Consider the following 19,064-nt stretch of genomic DNA (forward strand, 5'->3'; position numbering starts at 1 on the left):
GTATTTTTTAATAATTGAGTACTCCACTTACACATGTCACTCTGATTGAAAAGAGAAAATAGGGGCTGAATATATGGAAAAGAAATTCATGCGAGAATCAAAAGCAATTAAAACAACACGTGTTTTTCCTAATGATTTAAATAATCATCAAACACTTTTCGGAGGAAAATTATTAGCAGAAATTGATAGTATCGCTTCAATTGCAGCTGCGAGACATAGCCGTAAACATTGCGTAACAGCATCTATCGATTCCGTTGATTTTTTAACTCCAATTCACCAAGCAGATTCTGTTTGTTATGAGGCTTTCGTATGTTATACAGGAAAATCTTCAATGGAAGTTTTCGTAAAAGTAATTGCAGAGAATTTATTAGCAGGCGAACGTAGAATTGCTGCGACTTGCTTCATTACATTTGTCGCATTAAAAGATGGAAAACCTTCATCCGTACCACAAGTACTTCCCGAAACAGAGGAAGAACATTGGTTACACACAACTGGTTCAGAACGCGCAGAAAACCGAAAAAAAGGACGCTTAAAAAGTAAAGAAATGGCTGAAGTATTAACTTTAAGTAAGCCTTGGAATATGTAACATTAGACTTTTATCTTATACATGCACAGGTTTTTTCTTCCTTGCATGTATTTTTTTTATAATAAAGTGTTACTCCTTACCGCTTTTATTTGATGCCTGTTTCCTAAAATCACCCATCAGCTTTTCCTTTATTTTGTTATACTATTAATGGTATATTAAATAATGTTCGTTTAAAAATAACCATAATATGATTAAGTATATAAGGGATGGTGCGGTAATGTCTATTGAGGTACCAATTTCAATACCAAAAACGTTAATTATTATTCCAGCGTATAATGAGGAAGAAGCAATTGCAGATACATTAACAAGATTATTAGAACTAAAACAGCATTTTACAGAATTAAGCATTTGCGTTATTAATGATGGATCAAAAGATAAAACAGCTCAAATCGTAAAAGATTTCCCTGTTCATCTTGTTAATTTACCATACAATCTAGGTATTGGCTCAGCTGTACAAACTGGATATAAATACGCTTATGAGAACGGATATGATATTGCGATTCAGTTCGATGCTGATGGACAACATAATCCTGATGATTTATACAAAATTATACAGCCTATTGCCGAGAATCAATGCGATATGGTGCTAGGTTCACGTTTTACAGAAAAAACAGCATATAAAGGTAGTATTTCCCGAAGAATCGGTATTTTTTACTTTACTGCTCTATTGAAATTACTAACAAAACAAACATTTATGGATCCAACTTCCGGGTATCGTGCTATCAATCGAGAAGTAATTAAGATTTTTGCACACAATTATCCAAAAGATTATCCAGAACCAGAAGTCCTTATTCATTTAAAAAAGAAAAAACTTCGCATTAATGAAATATCTGTAAATATGCAAGAGCGACAAGGTGGACAATCTTCCATCACGCCCCTTAAATCTGCATATTACATGGTTAAGGTAAGCCTTGCTATATTGATGCAAAAAATCGTGAAAGGTTGATAATGAATGCATATAATTACCTTTTCATTCATCTTTATTTTATTGCTATTCTTCTTAATTATTAATTCCATTCGTCGTGGGACTTTAGAAACAAAATATGCTATTTTATGGATTTTCGTTTGTATTGCAATGGCTATTTTAAGTTCTACGGATAAAATTATAAATTGGATTGGAAAACTATTAAAAGTAGAATATCCTCCGTCCATTTTATTCTTATTTGGACTACTATTCTGTTTTATCTTAATTTTTGACCTGACGAGAAAAATCTCCAAATTACATCATCAACTTGTAACATTAACGCAAGATTATGCATTATTAAAACAAAAGTTAAAGATAACAGATAAAGAATAACTTCCTAACTAAATACTAATATATTAAAGCTCCTTAATTTCGTTTGAAAAATTAAGGAGCTTTTATCATTTCACATTATTTCTTTTGAATTATCGAGGTACCACAATAGAAAGTTGATTTACAAAGTTTATATGCGTTAAACTTATACAGATGTTCTTGTAATCTTCTTCCTTTCAAAAGGCTTGTATATATGATACAAAACATAAAAAATTTGAGGAGATAAAAACTCTATGATGGAACAAAAACAACTCGTTTCCGTTGTCATACCTCTGTATAACACGGAAAAGTATATTGAAGAAACGATGCAATCAATACTAGATCAAACATATAAAAACATTGAGATTGTAATTGTAGATGATGGAAGCAAAGATCAATCACCTTCCATCGTAAAAAATCTTGTACAAAAGTACCCAGGACGAATAAAATACGTCCCACAAGAAAATCAAGGCGTTTCAGTTGCTCGTAATACAGGAATTGAAAATGCTAGCGGAGAATATGTTGCTTTTCTTGATAGTGATGATTTATGGCACCCAACAAAAATAGAAAAACAAATCGAGAGCATGCATAAAAACAACATGAACGCTTGTTATTGTGGCTATATGAACTTTTACGAAGAGACTGGAGAAAAAGTTGAGCACACAACAAACTTTATTAAAGGTGATATGACAAAGGCTTTCTTAACGCATCAAGTTGTTGCTCAAACAAGTACTTGGATTTTCAAAAGATCTATCGTAATGGATCATAACATTCGTTTCACACCAGGGTGTAGCTGGGGAGAAGACTTAGAATTTCTATTTAAATTAATGAGCGTTACAAATGTATGCTATGTAGATGAATATTTAACATATTATCGAATCTTATCAGAAGGAAATCTTTCTTCAAAGTATAAAGATTATGAATTAAAAACAACAAAAGAATTAGAAGTGTTTAATCGAATGAAGGATTGGGTTCATACTAAGTCAAAAGATTTAATTGTGAATGATTCTACAGAAATTATTGAAATCCTTGAAACTTATCTATTCCCATATACAGTCATTAATAATGCTTGTATATATATTAAAGGCAGCTCTAAATTAGATAAATCACAAGTTCAACTAATCAAAAGCGATATAAATAAATATTGCCGCAAAATTTATTCAAAAAATGGAAAACGAAGCAAGAAGTTATACGCAATGCTTTGGTTTGTACGAATCAAGTTTATATTTTCTTAAATAAAAAATAAGCTTCTAAACATTCTTTCAGTAAACAAAGCAAATTTACAAATAGGACGAAGTACGTCCTAAAGAATAGAAAGGTCTTTTTCCATGAAAACAAATAAAATCCTTAAAAACGCCTCCTACCTCTTTGTAGGAAATATTACTGTTCGATTTGTACTTGCTATTGCCACCATTCTCTTTGCAAGATATGTTTCACCAAAGGAGTATGGGATGTTTACAACTGCATTAGCAGTTTCCGCTGTTATTTGTTATTTTACAGATGCAGGTTTGACACATACGTTTATGCGTGAAGGAACGAAAAACAACGCTAACATTAGCGTACTAATTAGTAGTTATTTACGTATTCGTTTAGTATTAGCTATCGTAATTTCCGTGCTCTTCGCTATTTTTGCTCAGTTCTTCTATACTGATGCTTACTTACGTGCAATGGTATATTGGGTCGTACTACCAACCATGTTTGGAGCAACTTTACAAGGTGTTGGGATGGCTTATTTCCAAGTAACAGAACGTATGCAATTTACAGCGATTATTTCTGTGCTACAAGGGGTAACAGCCGCAGCTGCTCTCCTGCTAGGGATGTCATTTAAATGGTCCCTTATGATGGTCGCTGCCATGTACGGAATATCTAGCCTTGTAACAGGAGTCATTGCCTTTATAATGACAATCCGCTATACAACAATTCATAAGGGCTGGGATAAAGGCATTTTAGATCAATTACTTATTTTCACAATCAATGGCATTATCATTATGCTTTTGCCACAGTTAGGTCCCATTATATTACAAAAAGTTTCAACATATGAGCAAGTTGGATTCTTTGGAGCTGCTTCCAAAATACCTGCTGTACTTTATCAAATACCCGGCGTAATTGCAGCAGCCTTTTATCCAAAATTATTTGCTTTTGGAAATGAAAAGAATATTGATGAACATAGAAAACTATCTCAGTTCGAATTAAAACTTATGTCTTTCTTAGGAATGGGAATCTCGATTCCATTTATCGCCGATCCAAGCTTTTGGATTGTTACTTTATTAGGCGAAGAATATGCACCAGCTGGTGATGCTCTTGCAATTTTAGCCTTTATGGTCATTTTACAATCTATCAACTATCCACTTGCTGATAATTTAACGACAATTGGTCAACAGTGGAAACGCGCAACAACGATGGGGATTGGATTAGCTGTCGCTATCATAAGTTACATCATATTAGGTAGCCATTTTGGAATGATGGGAGCTGCTGTAGCTGCTATCCTTACCGAGATTACACTATTAATCGGATTTACTTTATTCGTTCGTAAAGGCTTTACATTACTATTCAAAGGAATAATATTCAATACACTAGCATTTATAATCAGTTACGCTCTATATCACACAGTGTTAATTAACTTACCACCACTAGTAGCTTTAATACTTACTGGTATATTGTACGGCATTATCGGCCTTGCCATTGATCCACAAATACGTGGATTGATTTTAGGGTTTTTAAATAAAAAGCTAGGTAGATAAACAGTAAAAAGGACAAGTTTCTCTTCCAAATTGTGAATAGAAACTTTCCTTTTTTACTTATATACAATTTTCTTTCATGTGCACAATAGTTTTCTTTAATCCTTCATAATAAGAAGTTCTAGGCACAACCCCAATATGTTTCTCGTATTTCTCTCCGCTTAATACAACTGGGCTTTCTGTCAAATATAGCATTTCCACAAATTCCTTCATCTGCCTATCAAATAGTCCAATGAAATTTATCATACCTTTTTTTACTGTCATTACTGGTTTTGTATATCCCGTTAATTCCCGTATATGTTGAATCATCTCTTCTCCTGTAATAACACCATAACCTGGTATATTCCAGTTTTGTCCGTATGCCTCATCACGTAATGCCAATTCAACCATTGCTTTTGCACCATCTGGTGTGAAAATATATTCGCGTGCAATCTTTTTATCTCCAACAAAGCTAGACAGTTTATTTGCAAGTACGCCCTTTAAAGTATGATGGACAAGCGTACTTTCTGCATTTGGGCCATAAAAATCTGGGAAATGGGCAATAAACATTTTTACATTAGCTTGTTTTGCCATCTCTTCAAGCTGCAAACGAATTTTTCCTTTCTTTGTATGCGGTCTCTTTTCAGCATTTTCTTTTACAAGCTCTCGTCCTTGTTTCCCATACGCATAAATATTATCAACTATCCCTAACTTGATACCATAATATTTTGCTACCTCTAATACGTTTGTCAATAGCTTTGATTGCTGTTTCTCCCACTCCGAATACGGAATATTAACAGCATGAAATATAATATCAACACCTTTAGCGGCATTCATTATATCCTCTTGTATAAATACATCTCCCGCTACAGCTTCCACATTTATCTCATTAGAAAATAATAAATCTAACTTCTCTTTATTCCTTGCAAAAGCCACTACATGAATTCCTCGTTTGCATAACTCTTTTACGATGGCATATCCCATTGACCCAGATGCCCCTAGTACTAAAGCTTTTTTCATTATAACTCCCCCCAAAATTAATTAACCACTGTTCAATTAATGTTAAAAAGAAAATCACTTACATAAGAAGCGATTTTGAAATAAACTCTACATGCACCTTAGCCAAACCTTGTAGTTCTTCAAACGTTTGACCACTTCCGCAATAATGCGCTACAAACCCATGTAATGATAAAAAGACAGACCATATTATCATTGCATTTATTGTTGAATCACATAAAGAAAAGATGACGCTTGCAAACTTTTCATAACTAACATTTGGACTATCCGCCAAGCACTCTTTTAACTCATCGTCTTTAATTAAAAACATGATTTCATAATGACTCTGATTTCTTAGGCCGAATTCAATAAAACCGAATAAAACTGCTCTTAATTGTTCTTCTCTCGGTAATTTTTGATTACAAATTTCATCTAAATTTTTATTTAATAACCGAAAATCTTGTTCCACCATTGCATAAAATAGCTCTGCTTTATTTTTAAAATGATAATAGATCGAACCATGGCTATATCCAAGTTCCGTTGCAATTTTGCGCATTGAAGTATGTTGATATCCTTGTGCTATAAATAATTCCCTTGCTACATTTATAATCATTTCTCTCGTTAGTTCTTGCTTAACCGCTTTCCTTGGTGACATATTCCATACCTCACACCTTTAATTAACCACCGTTCAATTATATTATATATTTTCAAAAAATTAATGCAACATAATTCTTGAAAAAATATACATTTTGAAATGATAGCATTATATGAAAGAATTTAGTATCATGATTCAAGGTACTATTTCAAGTTGGACGGAGGATACTATGAGCTTATTAACAGTCGAAAAACTAGGACATACATTTGGTGATCGTACATTATTTAAAGATGTATCTATGCGATTACTAGCAGGTGAACACGTTGGATTAGTCGGTGCAAATGGTGTTGGTAAATCAACATTTATGAATATTATTACTGGACAGCTTATTCACGACCAAGGTCGTGTAGAGTGGACACCAGGCACACATTACGGTTACTTAGATCAGCATACAGTTTTAACACCTGGTCGTACAATTCGTGACGTATTAGCTGATGCATTTTTACCTTTATTTAAAAAAGAACAGGCGTTAAATGAAGTTACAGAAAAAATGGGAACTGCTACACCAGAAGAATTAGAGGACCTTCTTGAGCAGATGGCAGAAATACAAGATGCACTCGAAGCAGGCGGTTTCTATTTACTAGATATGAAAATCGAAGAAGCAGCACGAGGTCTTGGAATTGATGCGATTGGTTTAGATCGTGATGTTTCAGCACTAAGTGGTGGACAACGTACAAAAGTATTGCTTGCAAAACTTTTACTTGAGCAACCAGAAGTGTTATTACTCGATGAGCCTACCAACTATTTAGACGTTGAACACATTCATTGGTTAACGAATTATTTAAAAGAATACCCGCATGCATTCTTATTAATTTCCCATGATACAGAATTTATGAATAAATGTGTTGATGTTATTTTCCATCTAGAATTTACGAAAATGACGCGCTATACAGCGACATACGAAAAATTCCTAGAACTAGCAGAAATCAATAAAAACCAACATATAAACGCTTATGAAAAGCAACGCGAGTTTATTAAAAAGCAAGAAGATTTCATTGCGAAGAACAAGGCTCGTTATTCAACTACAGGTCGTGCAAAGAGTCGTCAAAAACAGCTTGATCGCATGGAGCTTATTGATCGTCCTGAAACAGCAATTAAGCCAGAATTCTCATTTAAAGAATGTCGTGCAAGTAGCCGTTTCGTTTTTGAAGGCGAAGATGTAGAAATCGGATATACACACCCATTATTACCAAAACTAACAATGACAATTGAACGCGGTGAAAAAATTGCTATCGTTGGATGTAATGGTGTTGGTAAATCAACATTATTAAAAACGATTTTAGGAAAAATTAAACCTTTAAGTGGTAAAACGAGTCTTGGTGACTTCTTAGAACCTGCATACTTCGAACAAGAAGTAAAAGCTGATAATATAACACCAATTGATGATGTTTGGAACACATTCCCTAGCATGGACCAACATCAAATTCGTGCAATGTTAGCAAAATGTGGCCTGAAAAATGAACATATCTCTCGCCCACTAAATCAATTAAGTGGTGGCGAACAAGCAAAAGTACGTTTATGTAAGCTAATGGGTGAGGAAAGTAACTGGCTTTTATTTGATGAGCCTACAAATCACCTTGATGTTACGGCAAAAGAAGAACTTAAAAAGGCCATGAAAGCATATAAAGGAACAATTCTCCTTGTATGTCACGAACCAGACTTCTATGAAGATTGGATTACAAAAGTTTGGAACGTGGAAAATTGGGCACAGCAAAACTCTTAATTACCTAAATTCCGCCCTTTATACTGCAATGTAGTTTATAAAGGGCGTTTAATTTAAACTAGTTATAAATTTTGATAAGGAGTTTTTAAGTATAATGCAAAGTACACTTCCTCTAAAACTTAATACATTTTTCGTTAAATTTTTATTAGTACTATGTTTAATTATTTCTGGCGCTATCACATGGCATTCAGTATCAGTGATTCACGAACATGATGACACGCGTCTTCTTGTTCTACTACCTACTCTTCTTTTAATAGGTAGTATATTTTTGCTTTTTGGCTATATCTCTAATAAATATATGTCAAAAGTTACATTTTCTATTTCACTACTCATTTTGGCTTTTTCTATTCGATTAATCTGGGTTCTTAATATTCAAACCCCTGTAGAAACAGACTTTGAAATGATGTACAATAGCGCCGTTCAAGCCGCTAAAGGAGATTTTAGCTTCACACAAAATACATATTATACTTCATGGGTTTACCAACTTGGATTTACAATGTACCAAGCTTTTATTATTAAATTATTTGGTGAAGGAACGTTTTTCCTAAAGTTTTTAAATATACTATATTGTACAGGAACAACATTCCTAATTTACAAAATAACTTCTCATATATTTAATGAGTGGTCTGGACGAATAGCTGGGTTACTATATGCAGTATATATTCCAAGTATTGCATTGAGTTCCGTACTAACAAATCAACACATCGCTGTATTTCTATTTTATCTAGGTTTCTATTTATTAATTACAAAAGGCCTAAGCCATAAATATATGTGGATTTTTATCGGGACTTTCCTATCTTTAGGAGACATCATGCGTCCACTTGGCGCTATAATTTTAATTGCAATAACTATTTATATCTTTTTACAAGGTATATTAGGAAAATCGAAACAAGAAATTTTAATTGCTATAAAAAAGCTCGCTGGCATTCTCATTGTATTTTATCTTATGCATCAAATTGTAAGTTATTCATTTATATATTCTGGAATCACAAAATATCCTCTATCTAATCGTGATCCACTCTGGAAATTCACGTTAGGATTTAATCATGAGACAAAAGGCGGATATTCTAGTGCAGATGCAGAATCTGTCATGTCCCTGGAACTTGGTGAAGAGCGAACAGCTGCTCACAAAAAGCTAATTAAAGAGCGACTATCTGATCCACAGGAGGTTTTATCTTTATTTGGCGATAAATTTGTAATTATGTGGGCTGATTATGACTCTGCTCCATTATGGAGCCTAGTAACACTAGAAAAGACAGATAAGGATATGGTGTCGTTAAAAGATGACCTTACAAAATATGAAAAGTACATGTATACTGCAGCTATGCTATTTGGTACATTATCACTCCTTTATCTCATCATGACTAAACAAGACAAAACACATTACACACTATTTTTATTATTAATAATCGGTTACATAGCTATTCATTTCTTAATCGAAATCCAAACAAGGTACCGATACTTCATTATTCCTAGCTTTACAATAATTCAAAGCTATGGAATATATATATGTTATAGTCTAATATCGAAAAAGAAGGTCTCATAAAAATAAAAAGCTCCCTTTCAATGAATTTATAGTTGCCCCAAATTTTACGCACAAGCTAAAGTTTGAGGGCAATTTTTATATGATTAAATTTGCTTAAAAGTTGAAAATATGGTATAATCTTCATTTGTTATGTATGAATAATCCTTCTGCATTTCTTGTTTTATTTATATATTATTATAAAGATGAGGATATTATTATGGAAAAACTCTTAAAGTTTGGTTTAGTAGGAATCTTTAATACACTCATTACAATCGTTAGCTATTTTATTTTGGTAAAACTAGGGATAAATTACCTAGTTGCTAATATACTATCCTATTTAATTGGTGTTGCTAATAGCTATTATTGGAATAAAAATTGGGTATTTCAATCTAGCGGGAAAAATTCATCAATATTTATCAAATTTTTAACCGTAAATTTACTAGTACTTGCTTTTAATACGTTGAGTTTGTTTATATTAGTAGATAAATTTTCAATCAATGAATTTATTGCACAGATTTTCGCAATCGGTATTGGTATGATGATAAACTTTTTCCTAAATAAAGTATGGACTTTTAATCAAACTGAAACAAGCCTATAAACAAAATTATTCACACTATAGGAGGATTAAGCATGGAAAAATTAATTTCGGTTGTAGTTCCTATGTACTTCGAAGAAGAAGTAGCACAAGAATGCTATAATCGTTTAAAGTCCGTTATGCTTCAAAATAATATTAATTATGAGTTTGTCTTTGTAAACGACGGTAGCACAGACCGTACAATGGAAATTCTGTCTGAGATTGCAGTAAATGACCACCGTACTAAAATCGTTAACTTCTCACGTAACTTTGGACATCAAACGGCCGTTACAGCTGGTATCGATTGTGCAAAAGGTGACGCTATCGTCATTATAGATGCAGACTTACAAGATCCACCTGAAGTTATTCCTGAACTTATTGCAAAATGGGAAGAAGGATATGAAGTTGTTTACGCAAAAAGAAAGCAACGCAAAGGTGAAACTTGGTTTAAACTTTTAACAGCTAAATATTTCTATAAATTCTTAAACTACATGTCTGATATCGATATTCCAAAAGATACAGGTGATTTCCGAATTATCGACCGTAAAGTAGCCGACGTATTTAATAAAATGACTGAGCGTAATCGTTTTATCCGAGGCATGATGTCTTGGGTTGGATTCCGTCAAACGTATGTTGAATATGAACGCGATGAGCGCTTTGCTGGCGAAACAAAATACCCATTAAAGAAAATGATCAAATTTGCATCCGACGGAATCATTGCATTTTCGACAAAACCATTACGAATCGTTATGTCTTTAGGCTTATTATCAGTTCTCATTTCCATAATTGTCTTGCTGTATACAATCACTGTGAAAATCATCGGAACTGGTACTCAAACAGGTTGGGCATCCATTATGGTCGCTATTACATTCTTTAGCGGCATTCAGTTACTTGGTCTTGGAATCGTCGGTCAGTATATTGCTCGTATTTATGACGAAAGTAAAAACCGTCCAATTTATATCGTAAAAGAAACAATCAACATTGATCAAGAAGAGACTACACTGAAAAAAGAAAAAGTGAACGCATAATAAAAAAGGTAACAATGAAAACTATCATTGTTACCTTTTTATATTGTAATACCCCATAAGTCGTAAGCGAAATTCTTTTAAATTTGGATATGCCTCTAAATTAGATAACATCCCTTGAATGACTGGAATCCTTGGGTTTGGTAACCTCATTTCCGCTTCTAAAACATCTAATGTAACCAGTAGCTCATCATCTTCTAATTGATCAGCTAATGTACGTTTAAATACAATAATTTCTTTTAAAAAATGCTCTTTAACCTGTTCCTTAATGAGCTCTGATTTACAAAGAAATTCTCCAAACCTTTCTTCATGTAAAATAGGTTCTTCCGAAGATTCTACCAGGCCATCTACTAAATTATCTACCCTTTTTAAAATAAAAACTGAGACATACGATAAGTCAATTTCTGGCGCTTGTAAAATAATTAATTCTAAATATCCACGGCACATCCCTTCTACCATAATTACTAAATCTAATAAATATGGTAGAATTTTTTCACCATAAATGGACAATAGACTATTCCGATAAAATGCATGAGATTCTAATTTCATCCGCATCATAAATTCTTCCACTTCTTTATTAAACGGAATAGCATTTTCTCTCGCATGCATAATAATAAATTCCTTATGTTTCTGTATATCATTAAACTGACAATGCAATTGTTTTGCAAATTTTTCACGTGGTAACAATGATTCTTTATCAATATCCATCATTTTATTTTGAATCTTGTCATAATAATACCGAAGGGTTGCTAATAACAACTCATCTTTCGATTTAAAATATAAGTAAAAAGCTCCCTTAGATATACCACAAGCTGTCACAATTTCCTGCACTGATGTCGCATTTACACCCTTAGTAGCAAATAACTTCATAGCCGATTCTATAATTACACGCTCTTTTTCTTTCATATCTTCTCTCCTAAATTAATCTCGCATCTTATTATGAATTTATTATACCATCCCTTTTCATTGACGACTGACCAATCGGTCAGTTATATTATGTATTAGACTGACCGATTGGTCAATACAATAAAAAGGGAGCGCAAACATGAACAAAATCATCAATTTCTCGTTAAAAAATAAGTTCGCAGTTTGGCTACTAACCATTATTGTTACTATCGCAGGTATTTATTCTGGACTCAATATGAAGCTGGAGACAATTCCTGATATTACAACACCGATTGTAACAGTAACTACGGTTTATCCTGGTGCTACACCAGCTGAAGTAGCTGATAAAGTGTCAAAACCGATGGAAGAGCAACTGCAAAATTTAAGCGGCGTAAACGTTGTTAGCTCATCATCTTATCAAAATGCCTCTTCTATTCAAATAGAATATGATTTTGATAAAAATATGGAAAAAGCCGAAACAGAAGTTAAAGAGGCACTCGCAAATATGAAACTGCCGGAAGGTGTGAAAGATCCGAAAGTCTCTCGAGTAAACTTTAATGCCTTTCCAGTTATTTCATTAAGCGTAGCAAGTAAAAATGAATCTTTAGCTACCTTAACTGAAAATGTTGAAAAAAATGTTGTTCCAGGTTTAAAAGGACTTGATGGTGTCGCATCTGTTCAAATCACAGGTCAACAAGTAGACGAAGTACAGCTTGTCTTCAAACAAGATAAGATGAAAGAATTAGGTTTAAGTGAAGATACTGTAAAAAATGTGATTAAAGGATCGGACGTATCTTTACCTCTTGGCTTATATACATTTAAAGACACGGAAAAATCAGTTGTTGTAGATGGAAATATCACAACAATTAAAGCATTAAAAGAACTAAAAATCCCAGCTGTACCTTCATCACCGAGCGGCCAAGGTAGTCAAAATGCTGGAGCTGGTGCACAAACGCCGCAAATGAATCCAGCCGCTATGAATGGAATTCCAACAGTTACATTAGACGAAATTGCTGATATTAAAGAAGTCGGAAAAGCAGAATCTATTTCTCGAACAAATGGAAAAGAAGCAATTGGAATTCAAATTGTGAAGGCCGCTGATGCGAACACAGTTGATGTTGTAAATGCAGTTAAAGATAAAGTAAAAGACCTTGAGAAAAAATATAAAGACTTAGAGATCATTTCAACATTCGACCAAGGTGCACCGATTGAGAAATCAGTTGAAACAATGCTTAGCAAAGCAATTTTCGGGGCTATCTTTGCGATTGTTATTATTATGTTGTTCCTAAGAAACATTCGAACAACACTAATCTCTGTCGTTTCTATACCACTTTCTTTATTAATTGCAGTCTTAGTAATAAAACAAATGGATATTACACTTAACATTATGACACTTGGAGCAATGACGGTCGCTATCGGACGCGTTGTCGATGATTCAATTGTTGTTATTGAAAACATTTACCGACGTATGTCGTTGTCAGAAGAGAAACTACGCGGAAAAGATTTAATTCGTGAAGCTACGAAGGAAATGTTTATCCCGATTATGTCTTCTACAATTGTAACAATTGCTGTATTCTTACCTCTTGGACTCGTAAAAGGTATGATTGGTGAAATGTTCTTACCATTCGCCTTAACTATCGTCTTTGCTTTATTAGCATCCTTATTGGTGGCTGTTACAATCGTACCAATGCTAGCTCACTCCTTATTCAAGAAAGAGAGCATGAGAGAAAAAGAAGTGCATCATGAAGAAAAACCAAGCAAATTAGCAAACGGATATAAACGCATACTTCGATGGGTGTTAAATCATAAAATTATTACATCAAGTATCGCCGTCCTTCTATTAGTAGGTAGCCTTGCATTGGTACCAATTATCGGTGTCAGCTTCTTACCATCTGAAGAAGAAAAAATGATTATTGCAACATACAACCCCGAGCCAGGTCAAACGTTAGAAGACGTTGAAAAAATTGCAACGAAAGCTGAAAAGCACTTCCAAGATAAAAAAGACGTCAAAACAATTCAATTCTCATTAGGTGGCGAAAACCCAATGAGCCCTGGTAAAACAAATCAAGCTATGTTCTTCGTTCAATATGATAACGATACGAAGAACTTCGAAAAAGAGAAAGAACAAGTCGTTAAAGATTTACAAAAGATGTCTGGAAAAGGCGAATGGAAAAACCAAGATTTCGGAGCAAGTGGCGGTAGTAACGAAATTAAACTATACGTTTATGGAGATAGCTCTGAAGAAATTAAGCCTGTCGTTAAAGATATTCAAAATATCATGAAGAAAAATAAAGACTTAAAAGACGTAGACTCTAGTATTGCGAAAACATATGCAGAATACACTTTAGTCGCAGATCAAGAAAAGCTAAGTAAAATGGGGCTAACTGCTGCCCAAATTGGAATGGGACTTTCTAATCAACACGACCGCCCTGTTCTTACAACAATTAAAAAAGATAATAAAGATATAAATGTATACGTAGAAACTGAAAAACAAAACTATGAAACGATTGATGATTTAACGAATCGTAAAATTACAACACCACTTGGTAATGAAGTTGCTGTTAAAGATGTTATGACTGTAAAAGAAGGTGAAACTTCTAACACCGTAACGCATCGAGATGGCCGTGTTTATGCAGCAGTAAGTGCAAAATTAACATCTGATGACGTTTCAAAAGCATCGGCTGCAGTTCAAAAAGAAGTGGATAAAATGGATCTTCCTTCTGGTGTAGACGTTTCTATGGGCGGTGTTACAAAAGATATTCAAGAATCATTTAAGCAACTTGGCTTAGCGATGTTAGCTGCAATTGCCATTGTATACTTCGTCCTTGTCGTTACATTTGGCGGTGCTCTTGCACCATTTGCAATCTTATTCTCGCTACCATTCACAATTATTGGTGCACTTGTTGCCCTATTAATCTCTGGCGAAACATTAAGTGTATCCGCAATGATTGGGGCTCTTATGTTAATTGGTATCGTTGTAACGAATGCAATCGTACTTATTGACCGCGTTATTCATAAAGAAAACGAAGGTCTATCAACACGTGAAGCATTACTAGAAGCTGGCGCAACACGTCTACGTCCTATCTTAATGACTGCAATTGCAACAATCGGGGCTCTTATTCCGCTTGCATTAGGATTTGAAGGTAGCGGCTTAATTTCTAAAGGACTTGGCGTAACCGTAATTGGTGGATTAACAAGTTCAACGTTATTAACACTTCTTATCGTACCAATCGTTTATGAAGCACTAAGTAAATTTAAAAAGAAAAAAGCAAAATAAAAAAATAACCTCGCTAACTGCGAGGTTATTTTTTATTGCCAAACAAAATTAAGAAATCACCATATCCCTCTTCTTCTAATTTCTCTTTTGGGATAAATCGAAGAGCCGCTGAATTAATACAATAACGAAGGCCATTTGGCCCTGGGCCATCTGGGAATACATGCCCTAGATGTGAATCTCCTTCTTTACTTCTCACTTCCGTACGCGTCATATTATGACTAACATCCATTTTTTCTTCCACACTTGCTGACATAACCGGTTTCGTAAAGCTAGGCCATCCGCATCCGCTATCGAATTTATCTATAGAAGTGAACAATGGTTCACCAGAAACAATATCTACATATAAACCCTCTTCTTTATAATTCCAATACTCATTCTGAAATGGTGGTTCTGTCCCATTTTCCTGGGTCACATAAAATTGCATCTCGTTTAATCTTTCTTTTAAATGAGCATTGTCCTTCGGCCAATGCTTTTTAATAAAAGCATCGCGCCCTGAGCCCTTGCGGTATAGTTCATAGCGGAATGTATTTTTCTTATGATATCCTTGATGATATTCTTCAGCTGGATAAAATGTAGCAGCTGGCAATATTTTTGTAGCAATTGGCTTTGAAAAACGTCCACTCTTCGCAAGTTCTTCTTTTGAAGCCTCCGCTCGTCTATGTTGTTCTTCATTATGGTAAAAAATCACCGTTTCGTAAGATTGTCCACGGTCGTGGAATTGCCCTCCAATATCAGTCGGGTCAATTTGTCTCCAATATATATTTAACAACTCTTCATACGGCATTTTATTTGCATCAAATGTAATTTGTACTGCTTCATAATGTCCAGTAGTTTCCGAACACACTTCTTTATACGTCGGATCCTCTTTATGGCCACCTGTATAGCCTGAAACAACCTGTATAATTCCTTCCATCTCTTCAAACGGCGAAACCATGCACCAGAAACACCCACCAGCAAATGTAGCTAACTCTCTCTTTTCATTTATAGCCATTATTTCACCCCAATTGTATATTCTTCTTACAGTATGTCATAAAGTACCATAATTTATAAAGTGAAACTTTAATCAGTGGGGGTTTTGTCCATCCCCACTGATTATTAGCCCGTCTCCCACCTAACTTCCTCGCATTCGCCAAATTTTGAGGTGGGAGTCTTACTACCCGCAAATAGCGGGGTAAAAGAAAAAGCATCGAATATCGATGCTTTTTCTTTACTTTATTTTTTAGAAAAATCCTTCTCATTTTCATCACTTGTCACATCTAAAACATCTAATAAGAATATGAAGATTGGAATACCGATAATTAGTCCCCATACACCTAAAAAATGTTCAGAGAAAATTAATACCATAAATGTGTAGAAGATTGGTAAGTTTGTTTTTTGTGACATAAACTTCGGATTTAATACATAGCTCTCAAGCGCATGAATTACTGTTACAATAACTATAATATAAACGACATACATAATACCGCCGATATTGTAAGCAATCATACAGAGTGGGAATAACGAAATGATAACACCTGCTACTGGAATTAAACCAAGTAAGAAAATCATTAACGCTAAACCTAGCAATTGTGGAAATCCTAATATCCATAATGCAATAACAGATAAAATACAGTTAACAATTGCAATTAAAAATTGTGCTTCAATTACTTTTCCGAATGAACGTGCAAACTTCTTTCCGAAATACTCAATCTCAGTATAGAAAATTGCAAGTCGGCTTTCTTTAAATTTCGCAGTAAAGGCAAAAATACGAGCCTTTTCAAGTAAGAAAAATAAACTTAAAATTAAAGAAAGTAAAACTTGAAGGCCAAATTTCCCAACATTCGTAATAGATTTATACAAAATGTCTACGCCTTGCCCTACATATTTAGAAAGCTCCATATGATTAACAGCATTAACTGCATATTTAATTAATTCACTATCCGGCGGATTTCTTAAAAATACATTAAATTGATAAATTAATTGTGAAATTTGTATTGTTAATACCGGTAAATATTTAAAGAGCGTAATGGCGATTCCGGCAACTAACATTACATATAAAAACGCTATAATAATTTTCCGGTTAATTGGCATGAAATGATCTAATTTACGAGAAATGAACTTTTGAAATCGATCCATTAAATACGTCAACATAAACGTAATTAAAATTAAATTTAACATACTTTGCAGCCCATACAATATGAGAGCAAGTAGCACTAATACGAGTAACCTCTGAAATCCTTTGCTTTGAAACAGGTTTTTTATTTGCATAATCGACGAGTACTCTCTCCTGTCCTATAAAGTAAAACTTTTATAAGTATATTTTCTCTATATCCTACTTATAATTAATCCTTAATATTAGTATTACAAGCAATTTATCTCTTCTATAATTGCTCATTAATATGTCCTATATTATGTTACTTCTTATTTTACAATACAATGACCTATTTCAAAACGCATTATGCATAGTATTAATGAAGATTTAAGGAAACTTTTATTCTAATACAAGTAGGTCTTACCACTACTGTAACATAAAAAGCAAGCTATCAGTAGAAATCCGTCCTACAAATAGCTTGCTTTTATAATTTTTTAAGTAAGTTTTATTACCCAATGAATGGCATGAACATCGGAATAACAACCACTGTTACAACACCCACTACTGTCACAGCGATACTCGCCATAGCCGCTTCTACTTCACCCATTTCAATCCCTACCGCAACCCCTAACGCATGCCCTGCTGTTCCGAGTGCTAACCCTTTAGCGATCGGGTGTTTCACTCTAAATGTTTTTAAGAATAAAGCTCCCAATGCGTATACGATAACTGCGTTAAAGATAACTGCAAACGATGTAATTGCTGGAATACCACCAATACTTTCAGATATTGGTAATGCAATTGCTGTTGTTGCTGCCTGTGGTAACATTGAATTCATTACAGATGTATCTAAGCCAATTGCTTTTGCGACAATGAATACGACAACCACTGAACAAATAGATCCAACCACGATAGCCGATAAAATTTGCCACCAATATTTTTTTAATTTATCAACTTGTTTATATAACGGAATTGCAAAGGCAATTGTTGCTGGCTCTAAGAAGAAACTAATCATTTTCCCGCCAGTATTGTATTCCTCAAAAGTAAAGTTACCTACCTTTAAAAAGACGATCCCTAATACCATTGCTACAAATAGTGGTGTAAATAAGAAGAATCCTTTTGAGTGCTTGAATAAAAGTGTTCCGATTCCGTATGCAATTAATGAAACGACGATTCCGAAATATGGAGTCATTGTGCTTGTCATGTTCATTACCTCCTAACCATGTAATGGTCTAAAATAGTTACGCAACTTTCCCTTGCTTGCGTCCTTTATTTACTACTTTCAATTCTTTTGTATCTTTTGTTTCTTTGTCATCTTTACCTAAAATCAATTGTGCAAATAAACCTGTTACAGCAAGTAAAATAATTGTTGCGACAACGATTACAGTTATGATTTGTACAAAATATTGGCTCATTACACCAAGGGAGTTAATAACTGATATACCCGATGGGACGAAAAGAAATCCGATAATACCTGTTAAAGCTGTTCCGAGTGATTCAACTTGCTCTAATTTAATAACCTTTAAACATAATAGACTAAATAAAACGACTAACCCGATTACTGATGAAGGCATCGGAATTGGTAAATGTGTTGAGATAATATTAGAAACTAACATAATAGCTGAAAAAACGAATATTTGTGATAGAAAACCATATACTTTTTTTGTGCTCATTTTGGCCACCTCTTTTGATTTGGTACCTTTATTGTATAGGATGTAAACGGTTAAGTAAGCGCTTACATAACAGAATGTCAAATATAT

Annotated in this window: 17 protein-coding genes and 1 pseudogene; 10 read left to right on the plus strand and 8 right to left on the minus strand. The window is 33.9% G+C overall.

Annotated features, from left to right (window positions below):
• Positions 1–73 precede the first annotated feature (73 nt).
• The 5 genes from ACTFQM_RS23570 (at position 74) to ACTFQM_RS23590 (ending at position 4,600) form a co-directional block, all read left to right on the plus strand.
• Entirely contained in the window at positions 74–586 is a 513-nt protein-coding gene (locus ACTFQM_RS23570; RefSeq protein ID WP_000412134.1) for an acyl-CoA thioesterase, read from the plus strand.
• Between the two features lie 217 nt (positions 587–803).
• The gene (locus ACTFQM_RS23575) at positions 804–1,532 is read left to right on the plus strand and encodes a glycosyltransferase family 2 protein (RefSeq protein ID WP_440036480.1); all 729 of its coding nucleotides are present in this window, start codon (positions 804–806) and stop codon (positions 1,530–1,532) included.
• Positions 1,533–1,538: 6 nt separating this feature from the next.
• Positions 1,539–1,883, plus strand: a complete 345-nt coding sequence (locus ACTFQM_RS23580; RefSeq protein ID WP_002174456.1) for a DUF2304 domain-containing protein — start codon at positions 1,539–1,541, stop codon at positions 1,881–1,883.
• Between the two features lie 230 nt (positions 1,884–2,113).
• Positions 2,114–3,094, plus strand: a complete 981-nt coding sequence (locus tag ACTFQM_RS23585) for a glycosyltransferase family 2 protein (protein WP_440036482.1) — start codon at positions 2,114–2,116, stop codon at positions 3,092–3,094.
• A 93-nt stretch (positions 3,095–3,187) separates the two neighbouring features.
• Positions 3,188–4,600: an oligosaccharide flippase family protein gene (locus ACTFQM_RS23590; RefSeq protein WP_440036483.1), complete on the plus strand. Its 1,413-nt coding sequence runs from the start codon at positions 3,188–3,190 to the stop codon at positions 4,598–4,600.
• A 57-nt stretch (positions 4,601–4,657) separates the two neighbouring features.
• Here ACTFQM_RS23590 and ACTFQM_RS23595 read toward each other — a convergent pair whose 3' ends face one another.
• Positions 4,658–5,596, minus strand: coding sequence for an SDR family NAD(P)-dependent oxidoreductase (locus ACTFQM_RS23595; protein WP_440036485.1), 939 nt, complete (start codon positions 5,594–5,596; stop codon positions 4,658–4,660).
• 58 nt (positions 5,597–5,654) lie between these two features.
• Positions 5,655–6,227 (minus strand): TetR/AcrR family transcriptional regulator, encoded by a 573-nt coding sequence (locus tag ACTFQM_RS23600; protein WP_440036487.1) that lies wholly within the window; start codon positions 6,225–6,227, stop codon positions 5,655–5,657.
• Positions 6,228–6,339: 112 nt separating this feature from the next.
• On the opposite strand from ACTFQM_RS23600, the gene ACTFQM_RS23605 reads away from it, so the two are divergent.
• The 4 genes from ACTFQM_RS23605 (at position 6,340) to ACTFQM_RS23620 (ending at position 11,077) form a co-directional block, all read left to right on the plus strand.
• Complete coding sequence (locus ACTFQM_RS23605; protein ID WP_440036489.1) at positions 6,340–7,950, plus strand: ABC-F family ATP-binding cassette domain-containing protein; 1,611 nt, start codon at positions 6,340–6,342, stop codon at positions 7,948–7,950.
• A gap of 94 nt (positions 7,951–8,044) precedes the next feature.
• Positions 8,045–9,496: a glycosyltransferase family 39 protein gene (locus tag ACTFQM_RS23610; RefSeq protein WP_440036491.1), complete on the plus strand. Its 1,452-nt coding sequence runs from the start codon at positions 8,045–8,047 to the stop codon at positions 9,494–9,496.
• Between the two features lie 196 nt (positions 9,497–9,692).
• The gene (locus ACTFQM_RS23615) at positions 9,693–10,073 is read left to right on the plus strand and encodes a GtrA family protein (protein WP_440036493.1); all 381 of its coding nucleotides are present in this window, start codon (positions 9,693–9,695) and stop codon (positions 10,071–10,073) included.
• Between the two features lie 32 nt (positions 10,074–10,105).
• Positions 10,106–11,077: a glycosyltransferase family 2 protein gene (locus ACTFQM_RS23620; protein WP_440036495.1), complete on the plus strand. Its 972-nt coding sequence runs from the start codon at positions 10,106–10,108 to the stop codon at positions 11,075–11,077.
• Positions 11,078–11,107: 30 nt separating this feature from the next.
• Here the strand turns inward: ACTFQM_RS23620 and ACTFQM_RS23625 are convergent, their stop codons facing one another.
• On the minus strand, positions 11,108–11,980 hold the full coding sequence (locus ACTFQM_RS23625) for a TetR/AcrR family transcriptional regulator (protein WP_440036496.1): 873 nt from the start codon (positions 11,978–11,980) through the stop codon (positions 11,108–11,110).
• A 139-nt stretch (positions 11,981–12,119) separates the two neighbouring features.
• Between ACTFQM_RS23625 and ACTFQM_RS23630 the strand changes: the two genes are divergently transcribed.
• Positions 12,120–15,236 (plus strand): efflux RND transporter permease subunit, encoded by a 3,117-nt coding sequence (locus tag ACTFQM_RS23630; protein ID WP_440036498.1) that lies wholly within the window; start codon positions 12,120–12,122, stop codon positions 15,234–15,236.
• A gap of 25 nt (positions 15,237–15,261) precedes the next feature.
• Here the strand turns inward: ACTFQM_RS23630 and msrB are convergent, their stop codons facing one another.
• From msrB to lrgA, 5 genes and pseudogenes are all read right to left on the minus strand, one after another.
• Positions 15,262–15,714 (minus strand): peptide-methionine (R)-S-oxide reductase MsrB, encoded by a 453-nt coding sequence (gene msrB, locus ACTFQM_RS23635; protein WP_440036549.1) that lies wholly within the window; start codon positions 15,712–15,714, stop codon positions 15,262–15,264.
• 45 nt (positions 15,715–15,759) lie between these two features.
• A pseudogene (gene msrA, locus ACTFQM_RS23640) lies at positions 15,760–16,227 on the minus strand (peptide-methionine (S)-S-oxide reductase MsrA); the annotation flags it as partial.
• Between the two features lie 221 nt (positions 16,228–16,448).
• A complete protein-coding gene (locus ACTFQM_RS23645) occupies positions 16,449–17,483 on the minus strand; it encodes an AI-2E family transporter (RefSeq protein WP_025146968.1) in 1,035 nt (344 codons plus the stop codon).
• Positions 17,484–17,815: 332 nt separating this feature from the next.
• Positions 17,816–18,508: an antiholin-like protein LrgB gene (gene lrgB, locus ACTFQM_RS23650; protein ID WP_002174468.1), complete on the minus strand. Its 693-nt coding sequence runs from the start codon at positions 18,506–18,508 to the stop codon at positions 17,816–17,818.
• Positions 18,509–18,545: 37 nt separating this feature from the next.
• Positions 18,546–18,977, minus strand: coding sequence for an antiholin-like murein hydrolase modulator LrgA (gene lrgA, locus ACTFQM_RS23655; protein ID WP_265623069.1), 432 nt, complete (start codon positions 18,975–18,977; stop codon positions 18,546–18,548).
• Positions 18,978–19,064 lie beyond the last annotated feature (87 nt).

This window comes from Bacillus cereus group sp. MYBK30-2, assembly GCF_051915945.1.
GTDB classification, from domain to species: Bacteria; Bacillota; Bacilli; order Bacillales; family Bacillaceae_G; genus Bacillus_A; species Bacillus_A paramycoides.